15 protein-coding genes are annotated in these 25,109 nt (G+C 45.2%); 5 read left to right on the top strand and 10 right to left on the bottom strand.

Annotated elements, in window-relative coordinates:
- The first annotated feature begins 77 nt into the window (after nt 1–77).
- Together DHAF_RS10175 and DHAF_RS10170 are read left to right on the top strand one after the other, a co-directional pair.
- Entirely contained in the window at nt 78–1,793 is a 1,716-nt protein-coding gene (locus tag DHAF_RS10175) for an FAD-binding protein (protein WP_015943810.1), read from the top strand.
- A gap of 13 nt (nt 1,794–1,806) precedes the next feature.
- Nucleotides 1,807–2,430, top strand: coding sequence for a cytochrome c3 family protein (locus DHAF_RS10170; protein ID WP_242659966.1), 624 nt, complete (start codon nt 1,807–1,809; stop codon nt 2,428–2,430).
- Nucleotides 2,431–2,818: 388 nt separating this feature from the next.
- On the opposite strand, the gene DHAF_RS10165 is transcribed toward DHAF_RS10170, so the two are convergent.
- Nucleotides 2,819–3,475, bottom strand: a complete 657-nt coding sequence (locus DHAF_RS10165) for a GntR family transcriptional regulator (RefSeq protein WP_018305291.1) — start codon at nt 3,473–3,475, stop codon at nt 2,819–2,821.
- A 299-nt stretch (nt 3,476–3,774) separates the two neighbouring features.
- Between DHAF_RS10165 and DHAF_RS10160 the strand changes: the two genes are divergently transcribed.
- Genes DHAF_RS10160 through DHAF_RS10150 form a run of 3 tightly spaced genes read left to right on the top strand, consistent with a single transcriptional unit; the run spans nt 3,775 to nt 7,255 of the window.
- Complete coding sequence (locus DHAF_RS10160; protein ID WP_005814027.1) at nt 3,775–4,575, top strand: hypothetical protein; 801 nt, start codon at nt 3,775–3,777, stop codon at nt 4,573–4,575.
- Nucleotides 4,576–4,589: 14 nt separating this feature from the next.
- Nucleotides 4,590–5,780: an ATP-binding protein gene (locus DHAF_RS10155; RefSeq protein WP_015943808.1), complete on the top strand. Its 1,191-nt coding sequence runs from the start codon at nt 4,590–4,592 to the stop codon at nt 5,778–5,780.
- Between the two features lie 5 nt (nt 5,781–5,785).
- Nucleotides 5,786–7,255: a vWA domain-containing protein gene (locus tag DHAF_RS10150; protein WP_015943807.1), complete on the top strand. Its 1,470-nt coding sequence runs from the start codon at nt 5,786–5,788 to the stop codon at nt 7,253–7,255.
- Here the strand turns inward: DHAF_RS10150 and DHAF_RS10145 are convergent.
- From DHAF_RS10145 to DHAF_RS10105, 9 genes are all read right to left on the bottom strand, one after another.
- Nucleotides 7,237–7,761, bottom strand: coding sequence for a cysteine hydrolase family protein (locus DHAF_RS10145; RefSeq protein WP_015943806.1), 525 nt, complete (start codon nt 7,759–7,761; stop codon nt 7,237–7,239). The genes DHAF_RS10150 and DHAF_RS10145 overlap by 19 nt on opposite strands.
- 363 nt (nt 7,762–8,124) lie before the next feature.
- Complete coding sequence (locus DHAF_RS10140) at nt 8,125–9,030, bottom strand: DMT family transporter (protein ID WP_015943805.1); 906 nt, start codon at nt 9,028–9,030, stop codon at nt 8,125–8,127.
- Nucleotides 9,031–9,255: 225 nt separating this feature from the next.
- Nucleotides 9,256–10,176 carry a LysR family transcriptional regulator gene (locus DHAF_RS10135; protein ID WP_015943804.1) on the bottom strand — a complete coding sequence of 307 codons (921 nt, stop codon included), beginning with the start codon at nt 10,174–10,176 and terminating at the stop codon, nt 9,256–9,258.
- Nucleotides 10,177–10,379: 203 nt separating this feature from the next.
- A complete protein-coding gene (locus DHAF_RS10130) occupies nt 10,380–13,832 on the bottom strand; it encodes an NAD(P)-binding protein (RefSeq protein WP_015943803.1) in 3,453 nt (1,150 codons plus the stop codon).
- A 280-nt stretch (nt 13,833–14,112) separates the two neighbouring features.
- The gene (locus DHAF_RS10125) at nt 14,113–16,242 is read right to left on the bottom strand and encodes a protein kinase domain-containing protein (RefSeq protein ID WP_015943802.1); all 2,130 of its coding nucleotides are present in this window, start codon (nt 16,240–16,242) and stop codon (nt 14,113–14,115) included.
- 68 nt (nt 16,243–16,310) lie between these two features.
- Entirely contained in the window at nt 16,311–20,423 is a 4,113-nt protein-coding gene (locus tag DHAF_RS10120; RefSeq protein WP_015943801.1) for a TIGR02680 family protein, read from the bottom strand.
- Nucleotides 20,420–21,574 (bottom strand): TIGR02678 family protein, encoded by a 1,155-nt coding sequence (locus tag DHAF_RS10115; RefSeq protein WP_015943800.1) that lies wholly within the window; start codon nt 21,572–21,574, stop codon nt 20,420–20,422. The genes DHAF_RS10120 and DHAF_RS10115 overlap by 4 nt, the downstream gene beginning before the upstream one ends.
- On the bottom strand, nt 21,571–23,070 hold the full coding sequence (locus tag DHAF_RS10110) for a TIGR02677 family protein (protein WP_015943799.1): 1,500 nt from the start codon (nt 23,068–23,070) through the stop codon (nt 21,571–21,573). The genes DHAF_RS10115 and DHAF_RS10110 overlap by 4 nt, the downstream gene beginning before the upstream one ends.
- A 394-nt stretch (nt 23,071–23,464) precedes the next feature.
- Nucleotides 23,465–24,817: an IS4-like element ISDha5 family transposase gene (locus DHAF_RS10105; RefSeq protein WP_005808317.1), complete on the bottom strand. Its 1,353-nt coding sequence runs from the start codon at nt 24,815–24,817 to the stop codon at nt 23,465–23,467.
- Nucleotides 24,818–25,109: the final 292 nt, after the last annotated feature.

Raw genomic sequence — 25,109 nt, 5'->3', positions numbered from 1 at the left:
AAACAATCACGAACACCATTATTAACTCCATTTTTTGTTATTATCATCCTATTTTTTATTATTAAGGAGGCTAAAAGATGTCAGAAAAAGATGGGAAAACCAATAGTAAAAACCTTTCCCGAAGAGATTTTTTACGCAATACCGGTATACTTGCAGGAGGTGCTGTTCTTGGTACAGGTCTCTTAGCCGGATGCTCGGAAGGTGCAGCAAAAGATACTCCAGCTCCGGCTGGTGAGGCGTGGGATTATGAGGCCGACGTCATCGTCTGCGGTACGGGCCCGGCCGGCCTCGCCTGCGCAGCGGCGGCAGCCGAAGCCGGGGTGAGCGTCATCGCCATTGATTCCAATGACAAGATAGGCGGCAAGGGCATCCTGGCGGGCGGCAACCTGGGTATCGGCGGCGGCACCCGGATGCAGATCGCAGCCGGTTTCGAGGAAACAGCGGAAATTATCTATGAGGACCGCACCGTCCCCAACCTGCGTACCGACAAGACCATGGTCGTTGAGACCGTGGATGGCCGCGAAGTGGAGATGGGCCAATGGCGCAAAATCTCAGGCGCTGAAGATGGCGAGGGCATGGCCCGTGCTTTCGCGGACAACAGCCTGGACACCTGGAACTGGCTCGACATTATGGGCGTTCCATTTATTAAGGCCAATGTCAGTCAGATGGCGGCAGTCTATCGCGGTTCGCGCTACTACACTACCACAAGCCCCCGTCTCGTGGATCGCGAGAATGGCAAAGACGGCGACATGCAGGCAGGCGGCGCCGGTCTGTGCTGGCCGATCTATGACACGGCGGTGGACAACGGCGCCCAGTTTATCCTGAGCTGCAAGATGACCAAGATCCTGCGTGCCGAGGGCGACCGTGCCGGCCGCGTCATCGGTATCGAGGCCACCCTTGACGGCAAGACCGTCCGCATGAAAGGCAACAAAGCTGTCTTCCTCGGCACCGGCAGCTGGAAGGGCTCCACGAAACTCAAACAGCTCTTCCTCCCCTGGCTCACCAAATACCCGCATATCAGCGGCGAGCCCTATGTGTGGAATGACGGCAACGGCATCGAAGCTGCCCTCGACGCCGGAGCATCGCTGTCCACTGACCGCGGCAGCGACTGGCACGGCTGGCACCGCCACCCCGGCACACTCTGGCACAGCATCAAAATGCCCTTCGGCCTGCCCGGCACCGCCGAACCTCTCGACAGTGAGTGCATATACGTCAACACCGAGGGTAAGCGCTTTATGAATGAAGAGATCGGCGAAGACAACCCGGCCTGGGTAGGCGGCTCGAAACCTTTCTATTTCGCTCAGCTTTGCGCCGCCCAGACCACGGATAAGGACGGCCCGGTGGTCTGGATTATTCTCGACGAGGCCTCCCGGGCCAAACAAGAACTTAAGTTCATTGTCGGTGAGACCGTCGAGGACTTCATGTACGGCACCGCCGACACACTTGAAGAGCTGGCAGCCGCCATTAAAGTGCCTGCCGATGCTTTGGTGGCCTCAGTGACCCGCTATAACGAGCTCGTGGACAAAGGTGCGGATGAAGATTTTGCGAAGAGACACCTTAACGCTAAGATCGCTGCCCCACCCTTCCACGCTGTTAAATGGGGGATCCAGAAGCACAACACCCTGGGCGGCGTGACCATCAACGCCAAGGCTCAGGTGGTCGACTGGGATCTGGAGCCCATCCCCGGCCTATATGCTGCCGGCGAAAGCGCGGGCAACATGGATCTCATCGGCCTGGCCAAACCCATCGTGTTTGGGCGCATTGCCGGCATGACCATTGCACATGAGGAGTAGGGTCCCCATGAAGATGACATCTGTAAAGAAAGTACCTGCTACCAAGACCATCGGCGTGGTTATGATTGTGATCATGCTGTTTGCCCTGACTGCCCTCGTCTTCGGCTGTGTGCCCAGCACCGAAACAGGCGCCAAGGGCAACTCCCCGGAAGCTCCGGCGAATGACCCGTATGCTGTCTCGTTCACCTGGGAGACCAATGCTGATTGCAGCGTGTGTCACCAAAAGGAACACAATTCCTTTGCCGATGCCACCACAAAGGCAGGGGTTCATTCCACCCTCCCCTGCTCGACCTGCCATACGGACAGCGCCCTTTCCACCGTTCACAAAGAGGTAACGAGCGCCTCAAAGACACCGATCCGACTGAGGTCAACGAAGGTTGAACAGGCTACCTGCCTGAACTGCCACGAAAACCTTGAGAGCCTTGCGCAAAAATCAGCCGGCACAACTGTTCTTACCGATGCCAAAGGTACGGTTGTCAATCCGCATGCACTGCCCGAAACCAGCGACCACGCTATCATTTCCTGTGTTAGCTGCCATAAGATGCATACCGCTGAAGCAGTGGAGAAAACTGCGCAGGATCTTTGTATAAGCTGCCATCACGAAAAGGTTTTCACATGCTACACCTGTCACGATTGATCTAAGCGCCCTAGAGCACGGGGTCCCACACGGACTCTCGTGCTCTCGCAGTCTCTCGTGCTCTAACAACGCTGCAGATGCGCTTTGGTGATTTCTGCAAAGCTTAATTTAGTCCGGTGTATCTTTAAATAAATCGTATACCTTTAAGGCAAAGTAAACACAAAGTAAACAGCTATCCGGAATTCATAATTATCCAAGGACTCAGGAAGCTTCCTTTGTGGAGATACCACAAAGGTTCAGCCCATTTTTTGTCTAGCCTCATTGGCCTTCAACATTTTACCGATACCACTGGCACTCTGGATAATCTGACGGATAAAAGAGGCTTATTCCAAGATACCAGACGGCAATCTTAGAATAAGCCTCTAAAGGTTTCCCTCTTTTAATTTTCCTACTGATTAAGAGAATGTTTTAAATACGATTCCAAACCTGCCCGGGTTTGAGTGGCAACGATATCCCCCGCCTTCTCTGCCTGGCCGGCTTTGATCGCCTCAACAATATCCTGATGCTCCTGAAAGGATTCCATCAAGCGTGAGTAGTCATAGCTGAAAACCGCCCGCGCCCGGTCCGTCCTGACAGTAATAGAGTCAATCAGCTTTGTCAGCTGCTCATTGCCGCAAGATTCATAAATCGTCTCATGAAATTCACGGTTCAATACACCATAACGCTTCGAATCTTCCTGATCCACGCATTCCTGCATTTTTGCCAAAATATCTTCGAGTTTTGCTATAAATTCCGGAGTTACTTGTTTCGTTGCACATTTTGTCGCCTCAGACTCCAGGATAACCCTTATTTCAGTGAACTCGCGAAAATCTTTTTCTGACAAACGGCTGACCACAGCTTCAGTATGAGCGGTCAGATCGATTAATCCTTCCGCCGCTAATTGCTTGATGGCTTCGCGAACCGGACTCGGGCTTACGCCGAGGTCGCTGGCCACTTTACTCAGAACAATTTTCTCACCGGTTTTAATATCGCCGGATACAATAGCTTCCCGAAGGGTGCTATAGATCATTTCGGTTTTTGTTCTCCAATTAATTTGCGTATTCATAATTGGCATTTTTCCACCTCAATTCATCAATTAAAAGCTATGCAATATATTATATATGATTAATGGCGTTATTCCAACTTCTTTTATATAACTAATTCATCTTAAGATTTCCTTTAGGATCCATCTTGAGATAATTATTTACTCATATAGTTGCCCGTCCAATCCGCTTTTTGCTTATCTAGATCCTTTTTCAATCCGGTAGTATAATCATATTATTGAGCTTTATTTAAACCCTATCCTCTTAAACCGCAATCATGATACCAGCCACCCTAAAATAACCATAGAAGGAACATCAGACAATGGATAAAGCAAAGCTAATCGACCTCATTAAGACTAACCCCAATGCCCTGGTCTATATCCCCAATCCCAGTGATGAGTTAAAGTTATTGGCCGTGCAGAAAAACGGCCTGGCCTTGAAGCATATTGAGCATCCCACCCCGGAGATGCAGGAGCTGGCCCTGGCCAATAACAGCCGGGCCATTCAATTTATCGATAACCCTACGGAAGAGATGATGAACAAGGCCATCCAGGATAGCTGGGTTAATTTAGAGTATCTTCAACACCCCAGTGAAACCATCATCAAATTGGCTATCACTCAAGCCGGCTGGGCGATTAAGTACGTTAAGCATCCCAGTGAAGAACTGCAGCTCCTGGCAGTGCGCAGGCATTACGACTCGATCAAATTCATCAAAGACCCTTGCCCCAAGGCCCAGGAGGAAGCTGTCCGCATCAACTATGACGCTTTAAGATATATTGATTCTCCCACTCCCCAGGCTGAGCTGCTGGCGATCAGAAATCATGAAAGCGCTATCGCCTTTGTCAAGGATTTGAGCAAAGAAAAAATCCTTCAATTCCTGGGCGTCAATTTTCTCGTGATTAAATATGTGCGGAACGACATCACCAAGGCCGAACTGGAACAAGTCCTCAAGGAGACTTTGGGCCAGGAAGATGTTGATGAAAAATATGTACGGGATTTTCTCAATTCCAGTACCATCCACAAAAACAGCGGCCAGATGTCCCTGGATAAGATCATGTTTATTTATCACTATGGCAGTAGAAAAGCAAAAAAAGTAGCTGTAGATGAAAAACTGAAGATATAGGAGATGGAGCACTTATGAATTACACCGACACCTTAAAAAGTGTTGACTTAGTTCTGGCCACGGGAGAGGTCCCTTTGATCATCGGGGAAAGCGGCATCGGCAAAACAGCCTTAGCCAAGGAACTGGCTCAGCAAAACCAGTGGAGCCTGGTGATTATCAACGGAAATCTCCTCAAAGAAGGTGAAATCGGCGGCCTGCCAACCATAGAATCCTACGTCTTTAGCGGGCCTGAGGCGGTTAATCCCCTGGCCGCAACAGCAGCAAAAACCGTTGGAAATGAGCAGGGCATTCTCCAGGAAAAGAAAAGCACGGTCTATGCCGTTCATCATAAACTGCGGGAGATCGACGAAGCCATCGCGCGTGGCCAAACCGTCCTCTTGTTTATTGACGAGATCAACCGCTGTGAACATACGGTCCAGCAGGAACTGATGAATCTCATCCTTAACCGGGAAATCAACGGCTATATCTTACCTGAAGGAGTTAAAATCCTGGCCGCCATGAATCCTTCCAGCAAATACGGCTCAGATTTCGATTATCAGGTGGTGGATATGGATGCCGCCCAGGAAAACCGCTTTGTCTGGCTTTTCATGAAGCCTGATCATAAACAGTGGATCGATTGGGCCATCGGGGCCGGAATTGAGCCCAAGGTGATTGAATTTATTTCCACCTTCCCTGACTATCTGCACAAGATCAACGAAGATGATCTCAGGGCCACCCCACGCAGCTATGAGCGGATATCCAGCAGTTATAAGATCTATCAGGAGAACAAGGACTCCATTCCCCGCTCCGTGTTCTTGAATGTAGTCAAAGGCAATGTGGGACGGGTAATCGCCGAGGAATTTGTCAACTTTGCCGAAGCCGATTATTCCCCTCTCATCGCTTATGACGACATTTTTTCCGGGACTTCCCTGCCGGAATCTCTCCGGGACAAGGTCAAAGAAGAAAGCCATACCCGGCTTTATCTCTCCGCCAGGAATATTCTCCAAACCCTGGAATCTCATCTTAGCAAGACTCCCGCCAATGCTCCTGACCATGCCCAGTCCTCTATGGATAGACTGGTGGCGTTTTTAAAACTTTACCCAGTAGATTTAAAGATCGGCATTATGAAGGATATTAGAAGCAGCTACCCGGAAATCTATCGGCAAGCCATTGAAAATGAAGGCTTTGTTGATTCCTATTTCGAATCCTATGGTTCCCTCAGGTGATCCTTATGATGAGTGAATTTGAGAACCAGGTTCAGGAGCTTTATGCACAAGCAACCCTGATTATGGAGGAATTTTATCGCTCCCAACGCCAGGGACATCAGGCGGTCATTCACATTCCCCAGGAATTCAAGGATGAGTTCTTCAGCCTTGTGGATCAAGTCAATCTCAGTCTGCTGGAAGATAAGGACAATTTCTACAGCTATTTTTTAATGCAAATGTCCCGGGAAATCCGCTTTGATATCACCAGCCCTACAGGCGTGAATTTCCAAGGGGCACACTATGTGATCCATTTTAACCCCATGCTTTTCCTGAATCTCAATCTCCAGCAGATGGCAAGCACCATCAAGCATGAAATACTCCATATCCTCTCCGGGCATTTATGGCGGGCCAAGGCACTGCAAGGCCGCTACAGCACTTTAGCCATCAATATGGCCATGAATATCGTGGTCAATACCTATTTGGATTATCTTCCTCCCTATTCCGTTACCTTGGAATGGGTTAATGTCCATTATGCTTTAAAGCTCCTCCCTTTTAAGCCTTTCGAATATTACGTGGAGGAGATTCAAGCCGCCCTGGACTTGCTGGCCGCTGATGAGGCTGCGGAAGATCAACGGGATGGGGATGAGGCGAATGAGTCTGATAAGTCTAAGGATGCTGAAAAGCCCAAGGAACCTGATCAGAACAATGATGAAAGTCAAATAAAAACAGCTTATGATCCGGAGAGAACCCATGACCTTTGGCAAGAGTCCAGTGCTGCCGATGAACAAACCCTTCAGGAATTTACAGAGAAGTTTATCGCTCATGCCCAGAAAGGCAGCCTTCCCGGTTATCTGGAAAACATGCTCTCCTCCTTGAGAAACAGCCAGGGAGAGCTGCCCTGGAATCTCTATCTTAAACGGTTGATGGGAACGGTTCCCAGCGACATTAAAAAAACGGTCACCCGCCGCAATAGAAGACAGCCTGAACGCTTGGATTTAAGAGGCCAACTGAGAAGTCATCAAGCCAAAATTCTCGTCGCCCTGGATATCAGCGGCAGCATCAGCGATCAGGAATTTAACCAAGCCATCAAAGAAGTTCTGGCCATGGTGAAGAATTACAATCATGAAATCATCATCGTGGAATGCGACAGTGAAATCAGGCGGACATATAAGATTAAAACGGTCCGGGATGTTCAGGAGCGGCTCAAAATCCGCGGCGGCACCCGCTTTACCCCGGTTTTTGAGTATGCTAATGAGCATAAGATCAACTTATTAATCTATTTTACCGATGGCCAAGGTGAAGAAAAGCTCCAGACCATCCCCCGGGGATATAAGACCCTCTGGGTCATTTCCGGGAGAGGGAAAGAGCTTTCCTTAGCCAAACCTTATGGCGCGGTGAAGAAGCTGAAGCAGATGGCAGTCAAAGATGATACCCTGAAGATGAGTGATGTGAAGACGGAAGGGTTCTCTATGCAGGATCAGGAGCGGTTGGATTGAACCTCAATCTGACAGATCTTCATTGCCTGCAGGGCATTTTGATGCCCTGCCAAAGTCGCACCTGCACAACAGGATGAGTCAACAACAATTGGAATCTCCGGCATTTTTGCTTTCAAAATCATGGCATTGGCAATAACACAGATATCCGTACAAAGGCCGATCAGCTCGATAGACTGTATTTCCTTCATCCCTGCCATCAATTCAGCAAGCTCGATTGAACCGAAAGAAGGCTTTTCAATCACCTGGCAGCCGCTTACATACACCCTTGGGGAGATTGCCCAGCCGGGAGTCCCTTTTATGCAATGCTCGACAGGCAGCCTTTGCCCTTCCTGGGTCTGAAGGTAGGCCTCAGTATGGGTGTCCTGGGTATAAATGACTGTGTCACCGGCAGCTAAATAGCTGTCAATCTTCTCTTTCACTTTATCAACGATGTTTACCGCTTCCTCCGTACCAAGGGCTCCATCAATAAAATCATTCTGCATGTCAATTACTATTAGAACCTTCATTCTTTAACTCCTCCCTATTCATTACTTTTTCTAAGATTACTTTTTCGCAAAAGTATTTGCAAGCTCTGACAAGCCCATTATACCATCTTGCCTCTTCCCCTGAGTGCCCCACTTTAAAATACTTAATCCAATTTAAGTCCGCTCAACACCCCTTTTTCCTTAAACTCAAAAACCGCTGACCAAGATCAAGAAAAGCCCCAGACCATCCCCCGGAGGCATAAGACCCTCTGGATCCTATCCGGGAGAGGAAAAGAGCTTTCCTTAGCCAAACCTTATGGTGCGTTAAAGAAGCTGAAGAAGATGGAAGTCAAAGATATACCCTGAAGATGAGTGATGTGCAAACAGCAGATTTTCCATGCTGGATCAGGAGCGGCCGGACAGTTGAGCCTCATGGCCGGTTTTACCCTGCGGACGCTGGCCCGGCTTGAGCAGCAGGGTGACCAGCATCCCGCTAATGATCAAGGCGCTGCCTGAGATTTGCTTCATCCCGATCACATCACCGACAAGGAGCCAGCCAAAAACGCCGGCGAATACCGGCTCCAAAACGAAGATCAACGCTGCCGTCGTGGCTGTTAAATAGCCCTGAGCCCAATTCTGTACAGCAGTATTGACCGCCGTGCCAAAAAGAATAGCGAAAAGAACCAACCCCAGCAAGGCGGGTGTAAATTGGGCTGGAGACAATCCGGGTTCGGTGAACATAGCCAGGACCAGGGAAAAAAGTGCTGTGACGCCAATTTGGATAATGGCCAGGACCATCGGATCATGTTTGCTGGCAAAGCGGCTGATTAAAACCATACTGACAGCAAAGAAAACGGCTCCTACAAAAACCAGGAGGTCACCAAAGCCGATGGTAAAATCTCTTTCCAGGCTTAACAGGGCAAGGCCTGCGGTAGCCAGGAACACCCCAAGGATCATATTGTATCTTGGCAGAGTCTTGCACAAAAAAGATTCCATAACCGGTACCAATACCACATAGAGTCCCGCCAAAAAGCCGGCTTTGGAGGCCGACGTGTAATTGAGACCCATGGTCTGCAAAACATAACCACAGGCTATGGCTAAACCAATGATCACCCCTGCCTGCAGGGTTTGCTTCGGAATATGCCTCAGGCGCTTATGGAAGCAGAGCGCTAAGACAAGAAAAGCTCCGGCAAAGCGCAAAAAGGTATAGTAATTAGGGGTAATGTCCGCCATGATCAGCTTACTGACGGCAAAGCTGGCCCCCCACAGAATGGTTACGATGAGTATACCCAGCTCAGGTTTATATTTCATATATACGCTCTGCCTTTCATCGAATAATGGGGGAACTAAAAGAGAAAAACCTTACAAAGCACCTTACAATGGATATGGTATCTTACCCTATCCATTTTGTCTGTATCGTTTTTCAGGGAAGGGATATCGGCAAAACCTTGAGCTAGTTATCACATGAAACAAGCCCAGCCTAAAGCAGGCTCGGCTCGGCGGAGAATCGGCAGACCCGTAAAAGCGGTCTGAAGGTTAAACCGTTTTATAGACGGTGTATCCCAGTCTGGTCAGGATCTTCCTGAAGTAATCCAAAAAAACAGTGTAATTTTTGGTCAGCTTATAGCGGGTATTCTCAATGTAACCAAACTGAGCCGCTAAATAAATATCGTCAATCCGCACCGGCTTCATCAAATTATGTTTAACATAGATATCGTCGGCCACCATAAAGCGCGGGAGAAGTGACACATAGGGGCCGTTGATGATCATCTTTTTCAAGGTGTTTAAATTGCTGACCTGGGATTCCACCTTGGGCATGGAGAAAGCCAGAATATCCTTAGCCCAATCACTGTTCGGGGTAGCGAAGTCATCCCCCAGTGCAATATAAGGCTGACTCAGCATTTGCTCCAAGGACACGCTCCCTTGCTCCCAAAAAGGAGAATGCTGACCAATATAGAGTACATACTCATCTTCAAAGAGGGGGGTGTACTTGAGATCGGCTGTGAGCAATTTGGGGATGTAGGCTACTATCCCTAAAACCGAACTCCCTGAGGCAACACGGGGATAGATCGCTTCACCCTCTAAAGATGCCACAGCTACCTTACAAAATACTTTGTCAGCCTCCATCTCCAAAAGCACCTGAGGCAGGATTTCTTCGCAGATACTCAACACGACGGCAATATTAATGGTCTCACAATATGAACTATTGCTGGCCAGCAGTTCAATTTCTTCAACCATGGCAAATATTGTATCTGCTCTATCCATAATTTCCATACAGATATCCGTGGGGGTGCAGCCACGGTTGGAACGGTTTAAAAGCTTGACACCCAGTTCTTTTTCTAAACCGGTAATGGCTGCGCTGAAGGAAGGCTGAGAGATAAAGTTCTCCCGTGCTGCAATAGACAAGGATCGGTAACGAATCGCTTCTTTTAAATAATGCAACTGTTCCAGCTTCATAATGATCGCTCCTTCTGGTCGGGACATTGATTAGGAAGTAAAATTCACAAGGCGCACTTGTACTAACTATATCATAATAGCGCATCCATTATGAAAAAATCTATAGCTGACAGGAGCGGCTTCCGGCGATGATAAAAAGGGATTGTCTTGCTACAAAACAATCCCAGGAGCTGATTTTTTAAAAGTGCTTAAGATGCACCCTTTCAGCGAATAAGATGCTGAAAGATCCGCTGCTCAAGCTGCTCCACCGGGGTTTCTATCAGCTTCCCGTCAATGGCGGCATACACTCCTTGGCCGGGATGATTTTCCTTTAAGCGGATGGTTCTGGCCGTGACAAAGGAGTCCATTTTCAGCTTCCGGATCTTCCCGGAAAGTGCCGCGAACAATTCTCTTGAACCTTGAGCCGTACATTTATCACAGGTACACAGAGTAAGCTCATGGGTTACAAAAGCGGAATCCGCCATTCTACGGTCATGTTTGGCAACAGGTTCCCTTTTCACAGCTTCATAATGGGTGTGCAGCAATTTGTGGGCCAGGGGTGAATTGGCTTCTCCGTAATACTCATCATAAAGGCGCAGGATATCGGGGTTTTCCTGAGATTTGCGATACCGGGAGGTTTGATCGATATTGACGAGAACCTGCTGCCGCTTCTCCAGAGTATCGATCTTCTCCGGCACCGGATGTCCCGCTCCGCAGATACAGCCCCCCGGGCAGGCCATCACTTCGATCAGATCATAGCCTACTTCCATACCTTCAATGATCTTCTCCAGAATCGGCTCAACATTGTGCAGTCCGCTGATCACCGCTACATTGACCTTCTTGCCTTTGGCTTCCACGGCAGCCTCTTTGATCCCCTGGAGTCCGCGCACTTCCTGATAATCCAGCTGGTCTGTCAAGACCTCCCCGGTCAGTTTCTCCACCGCCATCCGCAGGGCCGCTTCCGCCACGCCCCCTGAGGCCCCAAAGAGAATCCCCGCCCCGGATACCCGTTTATAGGGTTCGCAGAAATCCTGAGGCTCCACATCGGCGGGCTCGATCAACTTAATATCCGCCATTTCCAGCATTTCGGTAGAGGTCAACACAGCATCCACATCCCGGATTCCCTCTGACCTGAACTCCGGTCGGGCTGCCTCATACTTTTTGGCTATGCAAGGAACAATGGAAACCACATAAAGATCCTTGGGGTCGATTTCCGTCAGTTCCGTAAAGTGATTTTTCACCGTAGCTCCCATCATCATCTGGGGGGATTTGCAGCTGGAGAGATAGGGAATGATTTCCGGATAGCGGCGCTCCACGAAATTGACCCAGCCCGGACAACAGGAGGTGAACTGGGGGATCGGCTTATGGCTTTGCAGGCGGGTTAAAAATTCTGTGGTTTCTTCCACAATGGTCAAATCCGCCGCAAAGGTAAAATCAAAAACTTTATCAAAGCCGATCTTTTTCAGAAGTCCGGCAATAAACCGGGAAGCCTCCTGATAGGAAACCCCATACTGGGAAGAGACCACACTGCGCACTGCCGGAGCCACAAACGCTACGGTCGTTTTGCCCGGATCATTGATGGCTCTGAATACCCTGCCGATTTCACTGCGGTAATCCAAAGCGCCGCAAGGACAGGCATTCACACACTGACCGCAGCTGACGCAGTCGGTCTGATCCAGGGGCAGTCCGCTCTTCGTCCCCACCAGCTGACGGCCATGCTTCATATAGAAGCTCAAAATATCGGGACCTTCCACTTCTGCGCAGGCGGCAATGCAGCGGCCGCAGGAGATGCATTTATTGTGGTCGCGGATGATGATGGAATGATCCTCGACGATGGGGATATAAGGACGTTCATGGACCGGCTTCTTAAACTCAACATGGTGCAGGCTGGCTTCCTGGCGCAAGTCACAGTCATAACGCTCATAGCAGCCGCATTTTAAGCAGCGCCGGGCTTCCGCTCTTGCTGTCTCTTCACTGAGCCCTGTCTCCACTTCCCGGAAATTATCCCGTCGTTCCGCCGGTGGCAGGGCCGGCATGGGGGCCCGTTTCAGCCGCGGAATCTTCTCGAATTCCCACTGAGGCAGATCTTCCAGGGACCCACGGCTGCAGCTGTAATCCATAGGCTGCTCCTTGACATAGCCTTTCATCAAAAAGCTGTCCATGGCCTCCGCCGCATGACGTCCGGCCGCCACGGCCTGAATGACTGTAGCCGGACCTGTGACACAGTCGCCGCCGGCAAAGATATTCATCTCGGAAGTCTGCATGGTCTTGCCGTTGATTTCGATATCTCCCCACTTATTCAGTTTGACAGGAAGGTCATGATATAAGAACTGGGTATTGGTGCTTTGACCGATGGCCCCGATAATCGTATCCGCTTCAAAGGCCGTCTCGCTGCCTTCGATGGGAATGGGCCGGCGCCGGCCGGAACGGTCCGGCTCCCCAAGGGTCATCTTGATACAATGAAGCAGCTTGCGCCCGCCTTCGGCGACGATCTTATGGGGGGCGGTTAAAAAGTACATTTCAACCCCCTCGTGAATTGCTTCCTCCACTTCATAGGATTCCGCAGGCATTTCTTCCCGGGTCCGGCGATAGACCAGTTTGACGGAGCCCGCCCCTTTGCGCAGCGCGGTCCGGGCGCAGTCGATGGCCGTATTGCCGCCGCCGATGACGACCACATGCTCACCCAGCTTAATATCCGCTCCTTTCGTCACCTGCTCCAGGAAGTTGATGCCCAGCCAGACTCCTTCCAGATTATCTCCTTCGATCTGCAGGGGTGTTGCCCGCCAGGAACCAATGGCCAGATAGACTGCATCAAAGTCCTGATGCAGATCCTCCAACCGGATATGAGTGCCCAGGGCTTTGTTGGTCATGATTTTGACGCCCAGATCGGCAATCAGCCCGATCTCCCGATCCAGAGTCTCCTTGGGGAGGCGATATTCCGGAATTCCGTAACGCATCATGCCCCCGGCCCGGGGATGGCGTTCGAATACTGTGACATCATGTCCCTGAATGGCGCTGTAATAAGCAGCGCTCAGCCCGGAGGAACCGGCGCCCACCACGGCAATTTTTTTGCCGGTAGCCGCTTTTTTACGAGGGGCCCAGGGTTGTTCATGGGCAATATCCCAGTCGGCAATAAATCGTTTGACATGATTGATGGCCACCGGCTCATCGATTAAATTCCGGCGGCATTGGGCCTCACAGGAATGAGGGCAGACTCTTCCGCAAACGATGGGAAAAGGGTTGCGCTCCTTAATGACCTTAATCGCCGTCTCAAAATTGCCGTTGCCGGCATGGCTCAGGTAAGACTGGATATCGATATTGGCCGGGCAGGTCATGACGCAGGGTGCCACACAGTCGGCATTATGATCCGCCAGAATCTGCTCCAGACGAATTTTGCGGTAATGCTCCAGCCTCGGACTGTTGGTATGAATGATCATACCTTCCTGAATCGGAGTATGGCAGGCTTTCACATCCTGTTGTTCGCTGCCTTCTCCCAACTCCACCACACATAGCCCGCAGTTGCCGTTAGAACGCTCCAGTCGGATATCGTAACATAAATGGGGGATATGGATATCCTCCTGAAGCAAAGCCTGAAGAATCGTCAGATCACCATAGACTTCCATCTGTCGTCCATTGACAGTTACCCTGATTCGTTGCTGCTTCGTTACTTCTTTCATCGCTTGCTTCTCCTTTCTTGATGTGCCCTTTCCCTGTCTCTTTGCATTATTTGTGATTGAAATAATTTTCACCATTCTTGACTGTTTTGTCAAGACTCTATTTGCTGATTTCGTTTTTTGCCTATAATCTGGCTGAGTCAAACGTAATAAAGCTCAATTATTAATTATAATTGTAGAATGAATCCAGTCTCTGGTACCGTGATATTCACAGAACGCCTTGAACAGAGGATTTTGCTCTGTTTAAGGCGTTCTGTATATCTCAGATAACAAATTAACCTTTTTAATAGTCATTTAAAGCATCGCGTATATCGAGTGGATAATTAGTTTCTTGCAAAAGGCTAATTAATAATTCATGATACACAGGAAATTCTTTCTCAATCATGTGTGCTATTTGTTGAGAAAGTCTCCCCTGACTCTCCAATGAGCCTAGAATGCTCACAAGTATAGTTTGAGCTAAAAGGTTCTTCTTTTCGAGTGCAGTAATTAATATTAGATTCAATGAGTACATTTTTAGTCCAAGTTTTTCTGTCCCTTCATAAATTCCATTAAACCGCAATGAAACATGATTCCACTCCGCTTCACTACAATCTTTCGCTCTAGAAATATTTTCTTTTGCAATATGTAGAAAAGGAATCATGACAGTTTCGTTTTTTGCACATTCCGTCAGTACCTCAGTCGGAATAGCTATAAAAGGTCTAACAAATTTACCACAAACTTGACTTGGGCTTTCCACATTAACTGTAGGAAGACATTTTAAAACATGATCCACATCCCCGCAAACATTCCTAAACTCATAAGTTAGTAAGCTATTAAATGAATAACTATTTTGAGCTGAATTATAAATAGTCTGATCAATATCGTCCATTAATTCCTGAACGCTTTGATACCTCTTGGAACGCTCCTCCTCCATTGCTTTCCCAACAATGTGCTGATACCTAATAAATGATGTGAATCTTTGCTCTGGCGATTTTCCACTATATATGTAAAAAAGCAATGCCCCCAGTGAATAAACATCCGACAGAAAATCAGCGTTTTTCAAGCTTTTCCTTTGCTCTGGTGCGGTAAATGCGCCTCTACCATATGACATATTGGAATGTCTTGTTATTGAAGAAAGTGATCGATGGTCTTTGGCCAATCCAAAATCGGCAACCTTCGCCAGTCTAGTCTCATCACTTTGGGGAAATAACAAAATATTGTGAGGCGCTAAATCACGATGACTGATTTTATAATCATGAAGATAAAACACACCATTTAATATGTCCTTAAATATGCTTAGCTTTGTTTCTTCTGATAGGGATGGGTTTAGCTCTAACCATTTCTCTAAAGAAGTTTCCGCTAACGGCATTGTGAAAAAAGCGGGATCATGCTCCAGCTGCATTTTGTCAATTTCTATAATATTTTGATGAGATATCTTTTCACGTAAAAGTTTAACTTCTCTTTTAAACCGCTGTAAATAATCCTCCCCTTCTTTGCCATACCATTGTAAAAAAACCGCTTTTTCATAAAGCACTTTACAAGCCATTTCCTTTTTTGCAATCGGGTCAAAAACCATGTATACTTCTGCAAAACCACCTGTACCAATCTTGATCAACGGAATTAATTGATATCTATAATCTCCATTATTAGTGCTTTCTGATATCCACAGGCGATGAGCCAATTTGTTAGAATCTGGACAGAACCTGATATGGTACCCCTGCAAAATATCTGTAATCTGGTCTTCATCTGGTTTCGAAATGATATCTGCTCCATTATCCAAATGATTTAAAACTTGTAATGCAAATAATATCATCCTACCGCTATCCGATTTAGGAGCTAAAGCATGAAAGTTATCTGTAAGTTTATAAGATAGCATAGGTAAAAAGACATCACTATTTAAAGGCAACTGATCAAACAGTTTATTAATAAGTAAAAGCAACTGTCTAAGTACATCTGAATCCTTCTTATACATTAAATGAATAAATGGTGCATTTTTATAATGCGTTATAAACGAAATAAAGTTATAGAAAAAACTTCCTGATTTAGATTGACTCAAAAACAACTGAAAGAACTGCTCTTTCTTCCGATCAAAATTACATCTATCTTCGCCTTTGGATGTTAAATAGCCCCCAAAATACAGTTGCAGCAGATCATTCACATCATGGCCTTGAAAAAGTTCTTTGTATTTTGATTTCATAATAGCTCTCTCAAATTTTGCTGCAGTGACCATGATTGCATTATTACCCTTATAAGCTTCACCAAAAAAACCTGCTAACGTTTGCAATTCATGTACTGATGGATTAGTAATGATGACTTTGGTTCCCTTACTAATTCTTCCATAACTTCGATACTTTTCCCGAAAAAGAGAAAACAAAGTGTTAAACCCTTTCTCATTGCGAAAAACCTGAACGAGTTCCTGCAATGAAGACTCCATAAAAACACTTCCTCAATTTTAATTAACTTTCTTACTAAATCTAGGCAACTCTGAGTAGTGTCGCTTAATCATCTAGAAAGTTTTTCTGCAAAATACTCCTCTATTAAATGTCCAATGGGAAGATCGTGTTTATTTTCCCCATCCCAATAATATCGGCCTAAAACTAATGTTTTTTCGTGTACTCTTCTTAAAATTTCCACGATCGATAATTTATTTACGGTTTCATATGTTCCCCAAAGGATCTGAGAGTTCATTAAATAATCAAAATCAAATTGGGAGATCAACCCAAATATATTTTCAATATTATCATGGTCAATCCCAGCGAATGCCTCATCTAGCGAGAACAATCGAGGAGAATGAGAGGCTGCATGAGCGTATTTTGCAGCTGCTGCAGCGAATAATGGGCTGTACATCGAAATGCCTTTTTCTCCCCCGCTCATCTTCTCAAATTCTTTGTTAGAAAACTCATCAAAATCTGTTTGCCCTTCTTTCTGATAGTACAGCACAAACCGATACCATTTTCGATAATCCAGCAGTTCTTTCATCTTATCTGTTAACGAAAAGCGTGTGTCCGCCTTCGCCATGGCCCGCGCTTGATCAACTTTGGTTTTGAAATGCTCCGCAATCCGCTCTAGATCATGATTATTTAACCAACGAGTCTCCTTTGAAAGAAGTTCAACCAGTTTGTCTGTCGACAACTCTCCTTGTTCTTTAGCTGGAAGAGGCCTCCACTTGAGCTGCATCCGAATAGTAGTATCAATACTTGAAAGGAAATGATTAGCCTCCTCCACCCATTCTCTTGCTTTTTTGATAAGTTCACGGATTGTCGAACCGATATCATCAATCAGTACTTTTTCATACAATTGCCGCTCTTTTTCCTGAATAGCAAGTGCTGTCTCATCTCGAGTTTCTTGCAGCTCCCTAAGCAACTGAACAGGCTTCATCTCAATATAACTAGGCGTGAACGTAATAAACCGTCGATCAACCCAATGTTGAAGCTGTTCCCATTCTCGTCCTTTACCCATCTTCCTAATCTTTAATGTATGTTGGGTTTGCTTCATGTTTTGCTCTATTAATTCACGTTCGGCATCATAGCTCGTTCGATTCAATCTCTCTTGTATTTCACTGATCTTTGACTCCTTATATGTTAACTCTAAATTATTAACTGCCAGAGGGGCAGTCCAGTGAGCATCAATAAAACCAAAGCTTTTCTCCTCTTGAAATAATGATTCCCATGCTTGTTTTAGCTCTTCCAAATTTAAAATGTCCAAACCTTGAGCTTCTATCTGGGGCTTAAGCTTTGAAATATCTGATCGCAGATCAGATTGACGTTGAATTTTTTCTCTTAAGGCCCCTTCGTTCTTCTCTTTCATCAAAGCAATCTTATCAATCCGAGCCAAGATATTCTGTTCATCACTTTGGTTCATGATCAGGTTCAGAATCATGTCTCTTTTAGCTTTACTAGAATTCAGATCCCGCTGAGCCTCCATCTGCTTCTCTTTTAAATCGATCAGATCATTTTCTAGGTCATCAATTCTATTTGAAGCGTCATCCACTTTGTCCTCCAGTGTTTTTCTCTGCAGCATGAAATAAAAAAAGTTCTTGAGTTGGTTCCTGTATTCGTTAAGCTCATCGAGAATATTCTGGTAAGCGGCCGATGTTCCCTCAATACGGTGATAGGGTGCAGACTTTAACAGGAATTCATTGATAATTGGTTGGTTGCTTTGCTTCAAAGCTTGGAAATTTACTTTTTGTTGTTCTACTTGACTGTTGGCTAGTTTTTCTTCCGTGTCCAGACCCTTGCGCTGCCTCTCCATCTCTCTTATGGGTTCAAGAGAAGGAAAAGTTGAAAATTCAGTATTTAAGCGACGTTTTTGGTTTTCTAGAAATGATATTTGATCGTCTGCTTCTTCAATACGATTTTGCGAAGACTGTATCTCGTCTTGTAAACTCAAAATACGTTTTGCCCGAGTGGCTTCTCGCGCAGCTTTCCCGATGAATTGTTCCTCTTGAAACGGAGCATTACCATAAATAAACCCATTTTGAAACTCCCCAGTATCCAAAATATAGGATTCATCCAATTTCGAAATAGATATCCCTTGAAGTAAGCGCTCAATTTTGGCTCGTGAGATGGTCTCATCTGGCACAGCCACCAAATACTGCATTAGATTATGAGTCTTAATCTGCTGAGTACGGAGGATAGGAAGTTCAAGAATACGTTCCTCGTCTTCTTCAGAAACCAAAAGAGCCGTTAAAAGACCTGCTCTTGAAATGGCCGCCTCTAAATTCTCTCTCGCTTTGGCATCCAATTCAGGACGGAATTCAACAGCCTCATAAAAGTTTCTAAACATGACATTCTGTTCCCGAAGGGAGTTGCGGCGAGCTTGTTCGTCTTTGGAATAGACAGGTTCAATTTCAGGCTGACTTTGAATATCCTCGATTTGCTCTTTCCAAATAGTTTGCCGGCTCTTTTCTTGCGCTATGACAAACCGCTGTCCCTCCATCTCTTTAATGATCGAGTTTTCATATATTTGTTTCTGATCGCTGCACCAAATCTCAATTTCGCGCGAAGCATCCTCTATCTCTTCATAAAGAAACGATTCAAATAAGCCTATCAATTGTTGTTTTGCATTCTGTCCCAGCACGAACACTTGTACTTGGGTCTGCCAGGTTTCCATACTTTCACCTAAATCCCCATAAATGTATTCGGCTGTTTTTTGTAATTCTGTTCTTCTCTTTTTGACTATTTCTAACTGCTGTTCTACACGGTCCACTGCCTCTTCAGCATCCTTTTCACGCAGTCTGCAAGTCTCAACTTCTTGGGCCAATTGCCGAATTAAAGAAAGTTCCTTTCGGTGATTCAGTAAATCCTCTTCCCAATTTTTGTGAAAAATAGTTAATTCCGCATTTGGGTTTTGCTCCAAATGCAATAAGTACTGGTCATGGGATGAAAACAATGTCCTTTTGGCCAGGTCCCCTAATTCTTCAGCTATTTCATCAATAGCGTTCTTCGTCTTTTCTTTTTCGTAGTCATTGGCTGTTCGATCATGAGTTAGCCTATCAATCTTTATACGTTTGTTATTATATTGTTCTTCCAGTGATTTAAAGCTTTTATCAAATTTCGTAACATCCTCTTCCAGTTGAGTTTGTTGCTGCCGAAGACCAAATATCTCATGCCCCCTAAGCTGGCGCTCTTCCATATCCAATGTTTGCTTTTCTGTTTCAAGAATTGCTAACTGCTCTGGTAATTCTGCAAATTCAGTTTCGTATTGCTCCAACTGCCTGTGATCTATCCCAAGTAAATGATTCGATTCATGAATCTGTTTTTGAATCTTCGTATTCTCTTTTGCGATTTCATATAATCGGTATTCGTTGTAGGTTTGATAAGCCGATTCAAGTGCCCGAAGATAGGAAAGCGATTTTTCCAATTCTTCAAGTTTTTCTTGATGAGCATCAATCGTTCCGATCGTCAGGATCATTGGTAATAATTCATCATCAGTAAGCTCGGGAAGCGAATCCGACAATAGGTTAGACACATCCGTTGGCTTAGTATCCCGGGAAAGTTTGGGGCTCCTTAGTTGAATTAAAATATGAATCAATTCTTTAAATGTTTTAACACTATTAAATCCAAACAAATGCTCATTGACCATTTCGGTATAGCTTGCTTGGCTCGTTGTAAATTCTCCGCCCCATCCGATTTTTTCTTCTAACTGTGCCTTAGTGAGAGGAAATTTCCGAATCTCCCCACGGATATTTTCTTCATCATATAAAAGAAAGTCATACCCGATCCGCCTACCGTCGTTAATCATGAAATACCAATAATCGGGGGATCGTTGTTCTTTACGGTTACCATACATCCCAATTCCAAACGTCAAATACGAATCGCCTTTTTTGAATTCAAAATACAAGTACCCCGTCGCCTCTTCTTTTTGAGAGATATTTTTCTCACCAAGCAATAAATCAACCATCAGTCGGCTTTTCCCCCCAAAGGGATCCAGACGGCTTGGACTTTTATCTCCATCCAGCAATATCGGGACTGCCATCGTTGTCGTTACAGATTTTCCACTGCCATTCGCGCCACGAACGAACAATTTCCCATCTACAAACTCAAGCACTGAGTCTGTATGATACCAGAAATTAAAGAGCCCCAAGCGATTGGGCTGATAACGATGAACAGTCATTGATTCCCCTCCTCCTGATATTGGCCTGCAATTCGGCCTGCTATATCAAAACAATATAATTGCTTATCTCCAATCGATTTGACAATTGAAAATTGTTTAAGTGCTTCAAGTACCATCTTCCAAGCAGCCTCCGGAGATTTTATTTGTGTAAATTCCTTATTCCAGCCATATTGAAATTTCTCTTTCACCGTAAGAAAAACCTGAAATGCTTCGCGCTCATGCATCCGGATTCGGCCGTATAAATCAGGGATAACTTCACCCCTTCGAACCTGGTTAAGTACCTCAGTTGCCCACTGAATAGCAGTTCTCATCGTTTGGTTATTGCGAGCATCCGGGTAATACTCACCATATTGATATTCACTATGAACAATCATACTCATAGACTTATATCGCTCAACATGCATAAAATCGAACCGGCCTTCAATTTCCGCTTGCCATGACTCAAATCCACAATTCAAGGCATCGCGCTCTTCAGGTGTAAGATCTTCATGACGAAGGGCAGATTCTAAAAACCAAGTCCTCATAATCCGTTGCTTTGGCGTTGTGGCTTCTCCAATTTCCCTTTTAACCGCATCTTCAAATTCTTGGACTGTTTGGATCTGGGATAGATCGCTAAAATACAAGGTTAAAATACGGCGAAACAGCGGCGTGGTCTGGAGCAGTACTTCATGCTCCATTTGATCACGGAAGCCTTCAATTTGCTGATCAATCTCTTCGATTATATGTTGGTCTCGACAAAATTTAAGTGCTTCCACAAACGCCTTTCGCGTACTTCTATCTTCCCACCTAATGGGCCCCGCTTCCTCTGGTGCATAATTACGTATTGCTTCACAGGCATCCTGGAGAAGAAATTGTTGATCTTCTCCTTTATCTTCAAAGTAGGCAAGCAAACATGCAAAAAATATATAGCTTTTCTCTCTTTCAAACTCGAAAATGCCCATGGAAGGCTGTGCTTTAAAGGGGATTTTTTCGAGCTTTGCAAAAGTAGCCTCAACTATCAGATGATACCGAAATTGGGTTCGAAAATACGCTTCCAAATCCCTTTCCTGCTTCTTAATCGCATAAAACATTTCAGGATCATCCTCTTGGCGGATCCAATAATGATCAAATAGTGCTCGTACGCAGTCTTGAAATGGTATAACTTCATTCATGTGTTGCCGCCTCCGATTCGCTCAAGCTCCAAGTCCTTCATCATCAGTGTTCCATCCTTAAACCGAACCTTAATCCAACGATCTGAGCGCTCTTTTAAGCAAAATTTGATTCCATTATCCGTTCGTGCGGTTTTTTTACTCGAAGCGTTTGCTTGTCCTATGAGATCAAGCAAAGTATTCCTGATGATTGGATGAAGGATGGGTAATTCTTCAAAGACGATTTTTCGATCAGCTGAAAGTTCATCGAAATAACGCCGGATAATCGTTTGCAGCTCTTGATGCTGTTTTAAAAGTTCGTACTCTTTAAGCGGATTTTCATCAAGTGCCTGTTTGATTTTTCCTTCCCGCCGCCCGGGCCTATTTTTGCTGATAGTGATTTCGTGTGGATCATACTCCCAAACTGTATCATGATAGTCATCCGAACGTTTAGGGACAGTATAAAGATGAAAGGTTTGCTGTACACCAAACACATATGCAGAAAGGCGATGACACTCTTCAATCGTTCTTGCGCTGGCAAACAGTCGGGCTAGTTGTAAGCAATCGTTTTTGCGGCTCTTAAAATGATTGTAGCGATCAGTTACTTGTTCGGCAATTTTAACAACACGAACAATCGTGTTCTTAGCCTGATCAATTAGAAAGCGAACACCTGGTTTTTTCCCATTGATCTCAACGAACCACCCTTTTAACCCCTGCCATTCTAAAAGACGAGCCGCACGAGATTCTTCAGCACTAAAGTCACCAGTCAAATCTGACCCTGCCTCTTTAGTTACGATATGGTCAACAATACGTTGAATAGCATCATCAGGAATATCGAGGAAATAGTGCTTAACTTTCTCTTGCTTCTCCATAATAACTAAGACAAAGTTACGGAGCATTTGTACAAATTTTTCCTTATACGCTAAAAATGAGGCCGTCCGCATTAGCTCTTCATTTGAAGAAGCTCGGCTAATCTGAGCAAAGAAGTTCGAAGATTCGGTTTGAAGGGATTTAAACCGATCCATAAGCTCTTTCCAAACAATCCGCAAATCATAAGTTTGACCTTCATGCCAAGTTTTTAACTTAACGAGCTCCTCTATCATTCGATCAGGAATATGCCGTTCAAATTCTATCCCTCGAATGGACTGGAGGCTATTTTGAAGTCCTTCTATCATCCGTTCCAATTCGATTGTAATATCCGTAATACTATATAATGAACGTCGATTTTTCAGCTCTTCAATTCGTTTTGCTTTGGAGGTATCTTGATGACCTATTACGTTCCCCCATTTCTCCAAACTTTTCAATGCTTCATCAAGATCTCTGTCTGTAAGATCCATAAACCTGTCCTCAAATTCAGGCCGACGTTTCAAATCTGCTAAGATTTCGCCAACCGTGTACATACTGCCTTGAAACTCTTGTGCGGTTTTCTGGAACAAAAGATGACAAATTGGCCGATATATACCCGCCTTGCCTTCTGATAAGTATTTTGTTTCTTCAATTTTATCATAGAGAGAATACATCTCCTTAATTCCTTTCTCAAGCTAGTCCAATATATTAATAGAGACCTTTGGGGTTAGATTGTTTAATCCCGTTCACATCCAATCATCTTCTGCGCAATAAGAAAAGTTTCCAAAGAGGCTTACTACACTGAACAGCGTTTTTATATATGTTTAAAAATTTGAAATACACTCTGAAAAAGGATAAACGCTTATTAATCTCAGACAAAATTTACTCAGCAAGAGCCAGCTATTGATAAAAGATTGACTTATTCAATTCGAAAGATTGAATCTATCAAATGACCCTTTACATTTCTTTATATTCGTAATATTCGTCACATAATGACCCGTGTCCTTCTTTCGTTTCTCTAATCCATCAATCCATCCTTCGAATTCCAATCTTCCGATTATGATTTACTCAACTTTCGCACCCCAGTTGAGGGAATAGAGCCTTGATATAACTGGGTAATGCAGCAATCCACTTTTGTAATTGACTGAGTGATTCGTTATTCTCTGGTTTATTGGGTAGTAGATTAAGAACAAACGTCATTAACTGACGTAGTGCTGTTTTCAAGTCTAAATCCATAACCTCATCAGCAAAAAGATAAAAGAGTCCCCCAAGAGAGCGTTCATCATTGTTTTCTCTTCGTTCCCACTCCAGGATGAGGTAACGGGTAAAGACTATGGTTGTGTGACTAACCATCATATCGAAGGATCGGCCCTGAAATTCAGTTCCTAGCTTCAAATGCGATTTGGCCATTTTGAAAAACGTTTCGATACTCCAACGCATCCCGTAAATTCTTACGACTTCAGTAGTTTCTAAGGAAAGATCGGTGGTTAAGATCGCTAACCACTCTCTTCGGTTGTTTCGATTCTGGACGAAAACAACTTTTAAAGCTAAGCCTGAAGGGGTATGAACACGCACTGAACCCAGTATTTCTGCTTTCGGGTTCTTTGGGACTCTCGCGTAGAGCTCTCGTAAACTGAGTGATTTTCCTTCAAAGAGATAACGCTGCTTAAGTTCTTTAACCATTCCAATAACGTGAAGCTCCTTATCCCTTAGCTTTTGCAAAAGTGGAGCATGGGTAAACCAACTATCCATTAGGACGTAATCCGCTGAGAATCCGGCTTTGAGAGCTCGTTCAAGCATTTGAACCACGGTGTCCGGTTTAGGGCTCATCGCTTCCAGGCGACGCTTATAGCCTACGGAGCGTTTGTCTAAGTCCTCTCTCATTTCACAAAGACGATTTTTAGCTTTTGCAGAACTCATCAATGTAAAATCAAGGGGTGCGAAGCTGAACCCGTCAGACCAGCCCAAGGTTAGTAAGGTGTAACCGCGAACAAAGCGGCCCGAAACATGGTCAAACACTCGGGCTAAGAGTTCAACTTTCTTGCTTCGTTCGCGCTCCATTACAGAATCATCTACGATAAAAACACGGATACGCTGCGCAGAGGTGAGCTTTTCAAAGCGTCCGACCATCTTGAGGCTGAGTAACTGGTAAAAACGCCTCCAGTTATACCGAGAGTCATTGAGAAACCGATAAACAACATCTTTACCTGGAAGAGATTCTGCCCGGCTTCCTTCTAACAGCCGAAACAGATTTCGACCTTGAAAAACGAGTTGGAAAATGATTTGGAAGACAACGAAGCTTGAAACCCCATAGGACTTGCGGATCCCAGCGGCTCGAAGCAGCTGACTAAGCTTAAGGGAAGAAAAAATTAAAGAAAGCTGATTTTGATGCTGTTCAGGCAGAGAGTTGTGTTGTAACATGGAGATACGCACCTTTCTGTTTTGGAAATTATGGTTGTTTGGTCACTTCCATTTTACCAATTCGAAAGGTGTTTTTCTGTCAATGAACAAAATATTTTTAGCCTAATCCAGTAGTAGACTGAGTTTGAACAGATTTTCGCGCTGCGAAAGTTGAGTGATTTATATAATCAAAAGGGGAATTTTTATTATTGCTTTAAGCAGAAAATGTACTTGAAAGGTATAAAAACAGAAATCCGGCTAATGTCAGCACTTCTGTTTGAAAACTATTCTGTTGTTTAAAGTAATACAACCT

The organism is Desulfitobacterium hafniense DCB-2 (genome assembly GCF_000021925.1).
Classification (GTDB): domain Bacteria; phylum Bacillota; class Desulfitobacteriia; order Desulfitobacteriales; family Desulfitobacteriaceae; genus Desulfitobacterium; species Desulfitobacterium hafniense.
Note: the sequence above shows the minus strand (reverse complement) of the source record. Positions and strands in the feature narration are given on the sequence as shown.

What these genes read in the sequence shown, in the direction of transcription:
- DHAF_RS10120 (WP_015943801.1), bottom strand. Translation starts at nt 20,423, where the DNA reads ATGACTGTTCATCGTTATCAGCCCAATCGCTTGGGGCTCTTTAATTTC.
- DHAF_RS10115 (WP_015943800.1), bottom strand. Translation starts at nt 21,574, where the DNA reads ATGAATGAAGTTATACCATTTCAAGACTGCGTACGAGCACTATTTGAT.
- DHAF_RS10125 (WP_015943802.1), bottom strand. Translation starts at nt 16,242, where the DNA reads ATGGAGTCTTCATTGCAGGAACTCGTTCAGGTTTTTCGCAATGAGAAA.
- DHAF_RS10160 (WP_005814027.1), top strand. Translation starts at nt 3,775, where the DNA reads ATGGATAAAGCAAAGCTAATCGACCTCATTAAGACTAACCCCAATGCC.
- DHAF_RS10105 (WP_005808317.1), bottom strand. Translation starts at nt 24,817, where the DNA reads ATGTTACAACACAACTCTCTGCCTGAACAGCATCAAAATCAGCTTTCT.
- DHAF_RS10130 (WP_015943803.1), bottom strand. Translation starts at nt 13,832, where the DNA reads ATGAAAGAAGTAACGAAGCAGCAACGAATCAGGGTAACTGTCAATGGA.
- DHAF_RS10135 (WP_015943804.1), bottom strand. Translation starts at nt 10,176, where the DNA reads ATGAAGCTGGAACAGTTGCATTATTTAAAAGAAGCGATTCGTTACCGA.
- DHAF_RS10150 (WP_015943807.1), top strand. Translation starts at nt 5,786, where the DNA reads ATGATGAGTGAATTTGAGAACCAGGTTCAGGAGCTTTATGCACAAGCA.
- DHAF_RS10110 (WP_015943799.1), bottom strand. Translation starts at nt 23,070, where the DNA reads ATGTATTCTCTCTATGATAAAATTGAAGAAACAAAATACTTATCAGAA.
- DHAF_RS10155 (WP_015943808.1), top strand. Translation starts at nt 4,590, where the DNA reads ATGAATTACACCGACACCTTAAAAAGTGTTGACTTAGTTCTGGCCACG.
- DHAF_RS10175 (WP_015943810.1), top strand. Translation starts at nt 78, where the DNA reads ATGTCAGAAAAAGATGGGAAAACCAATAGTAAAAACCTTTCCCGAAGA.
- DHAF_RS10170 (WP_242659966.1), top strand. Translation starts at nt 1,807, where the DNA reads ATGACATCTGTAAAGAAAGTACCTGCTACCAAGACCATCGGCGTGGTT.
- DHAF_RS10145 (WP_015943806.1), bottom strand. Translation starts at nt 7,761, where the DNA reads ATGAAGGTTCTAATAGTAATTGACATGCAGAATGATTTTATTGATGGA.
- DHAF_RS10165 (WP_018305291.1), bottom strand. Translation starts at nt 3,475, where the DNA reads ATGAATACGCAAATTAATTGGAGAACAAAAACCGAAATGATCTATAGC.
- DHAF_RS10140 (WP_015943805.1), bottom strand. Translation starts at nt 9,030, where the DNA reads ATGAAATATAAACCTGAGCTGGGTATACTCATCGTAACCATTCTGTGG.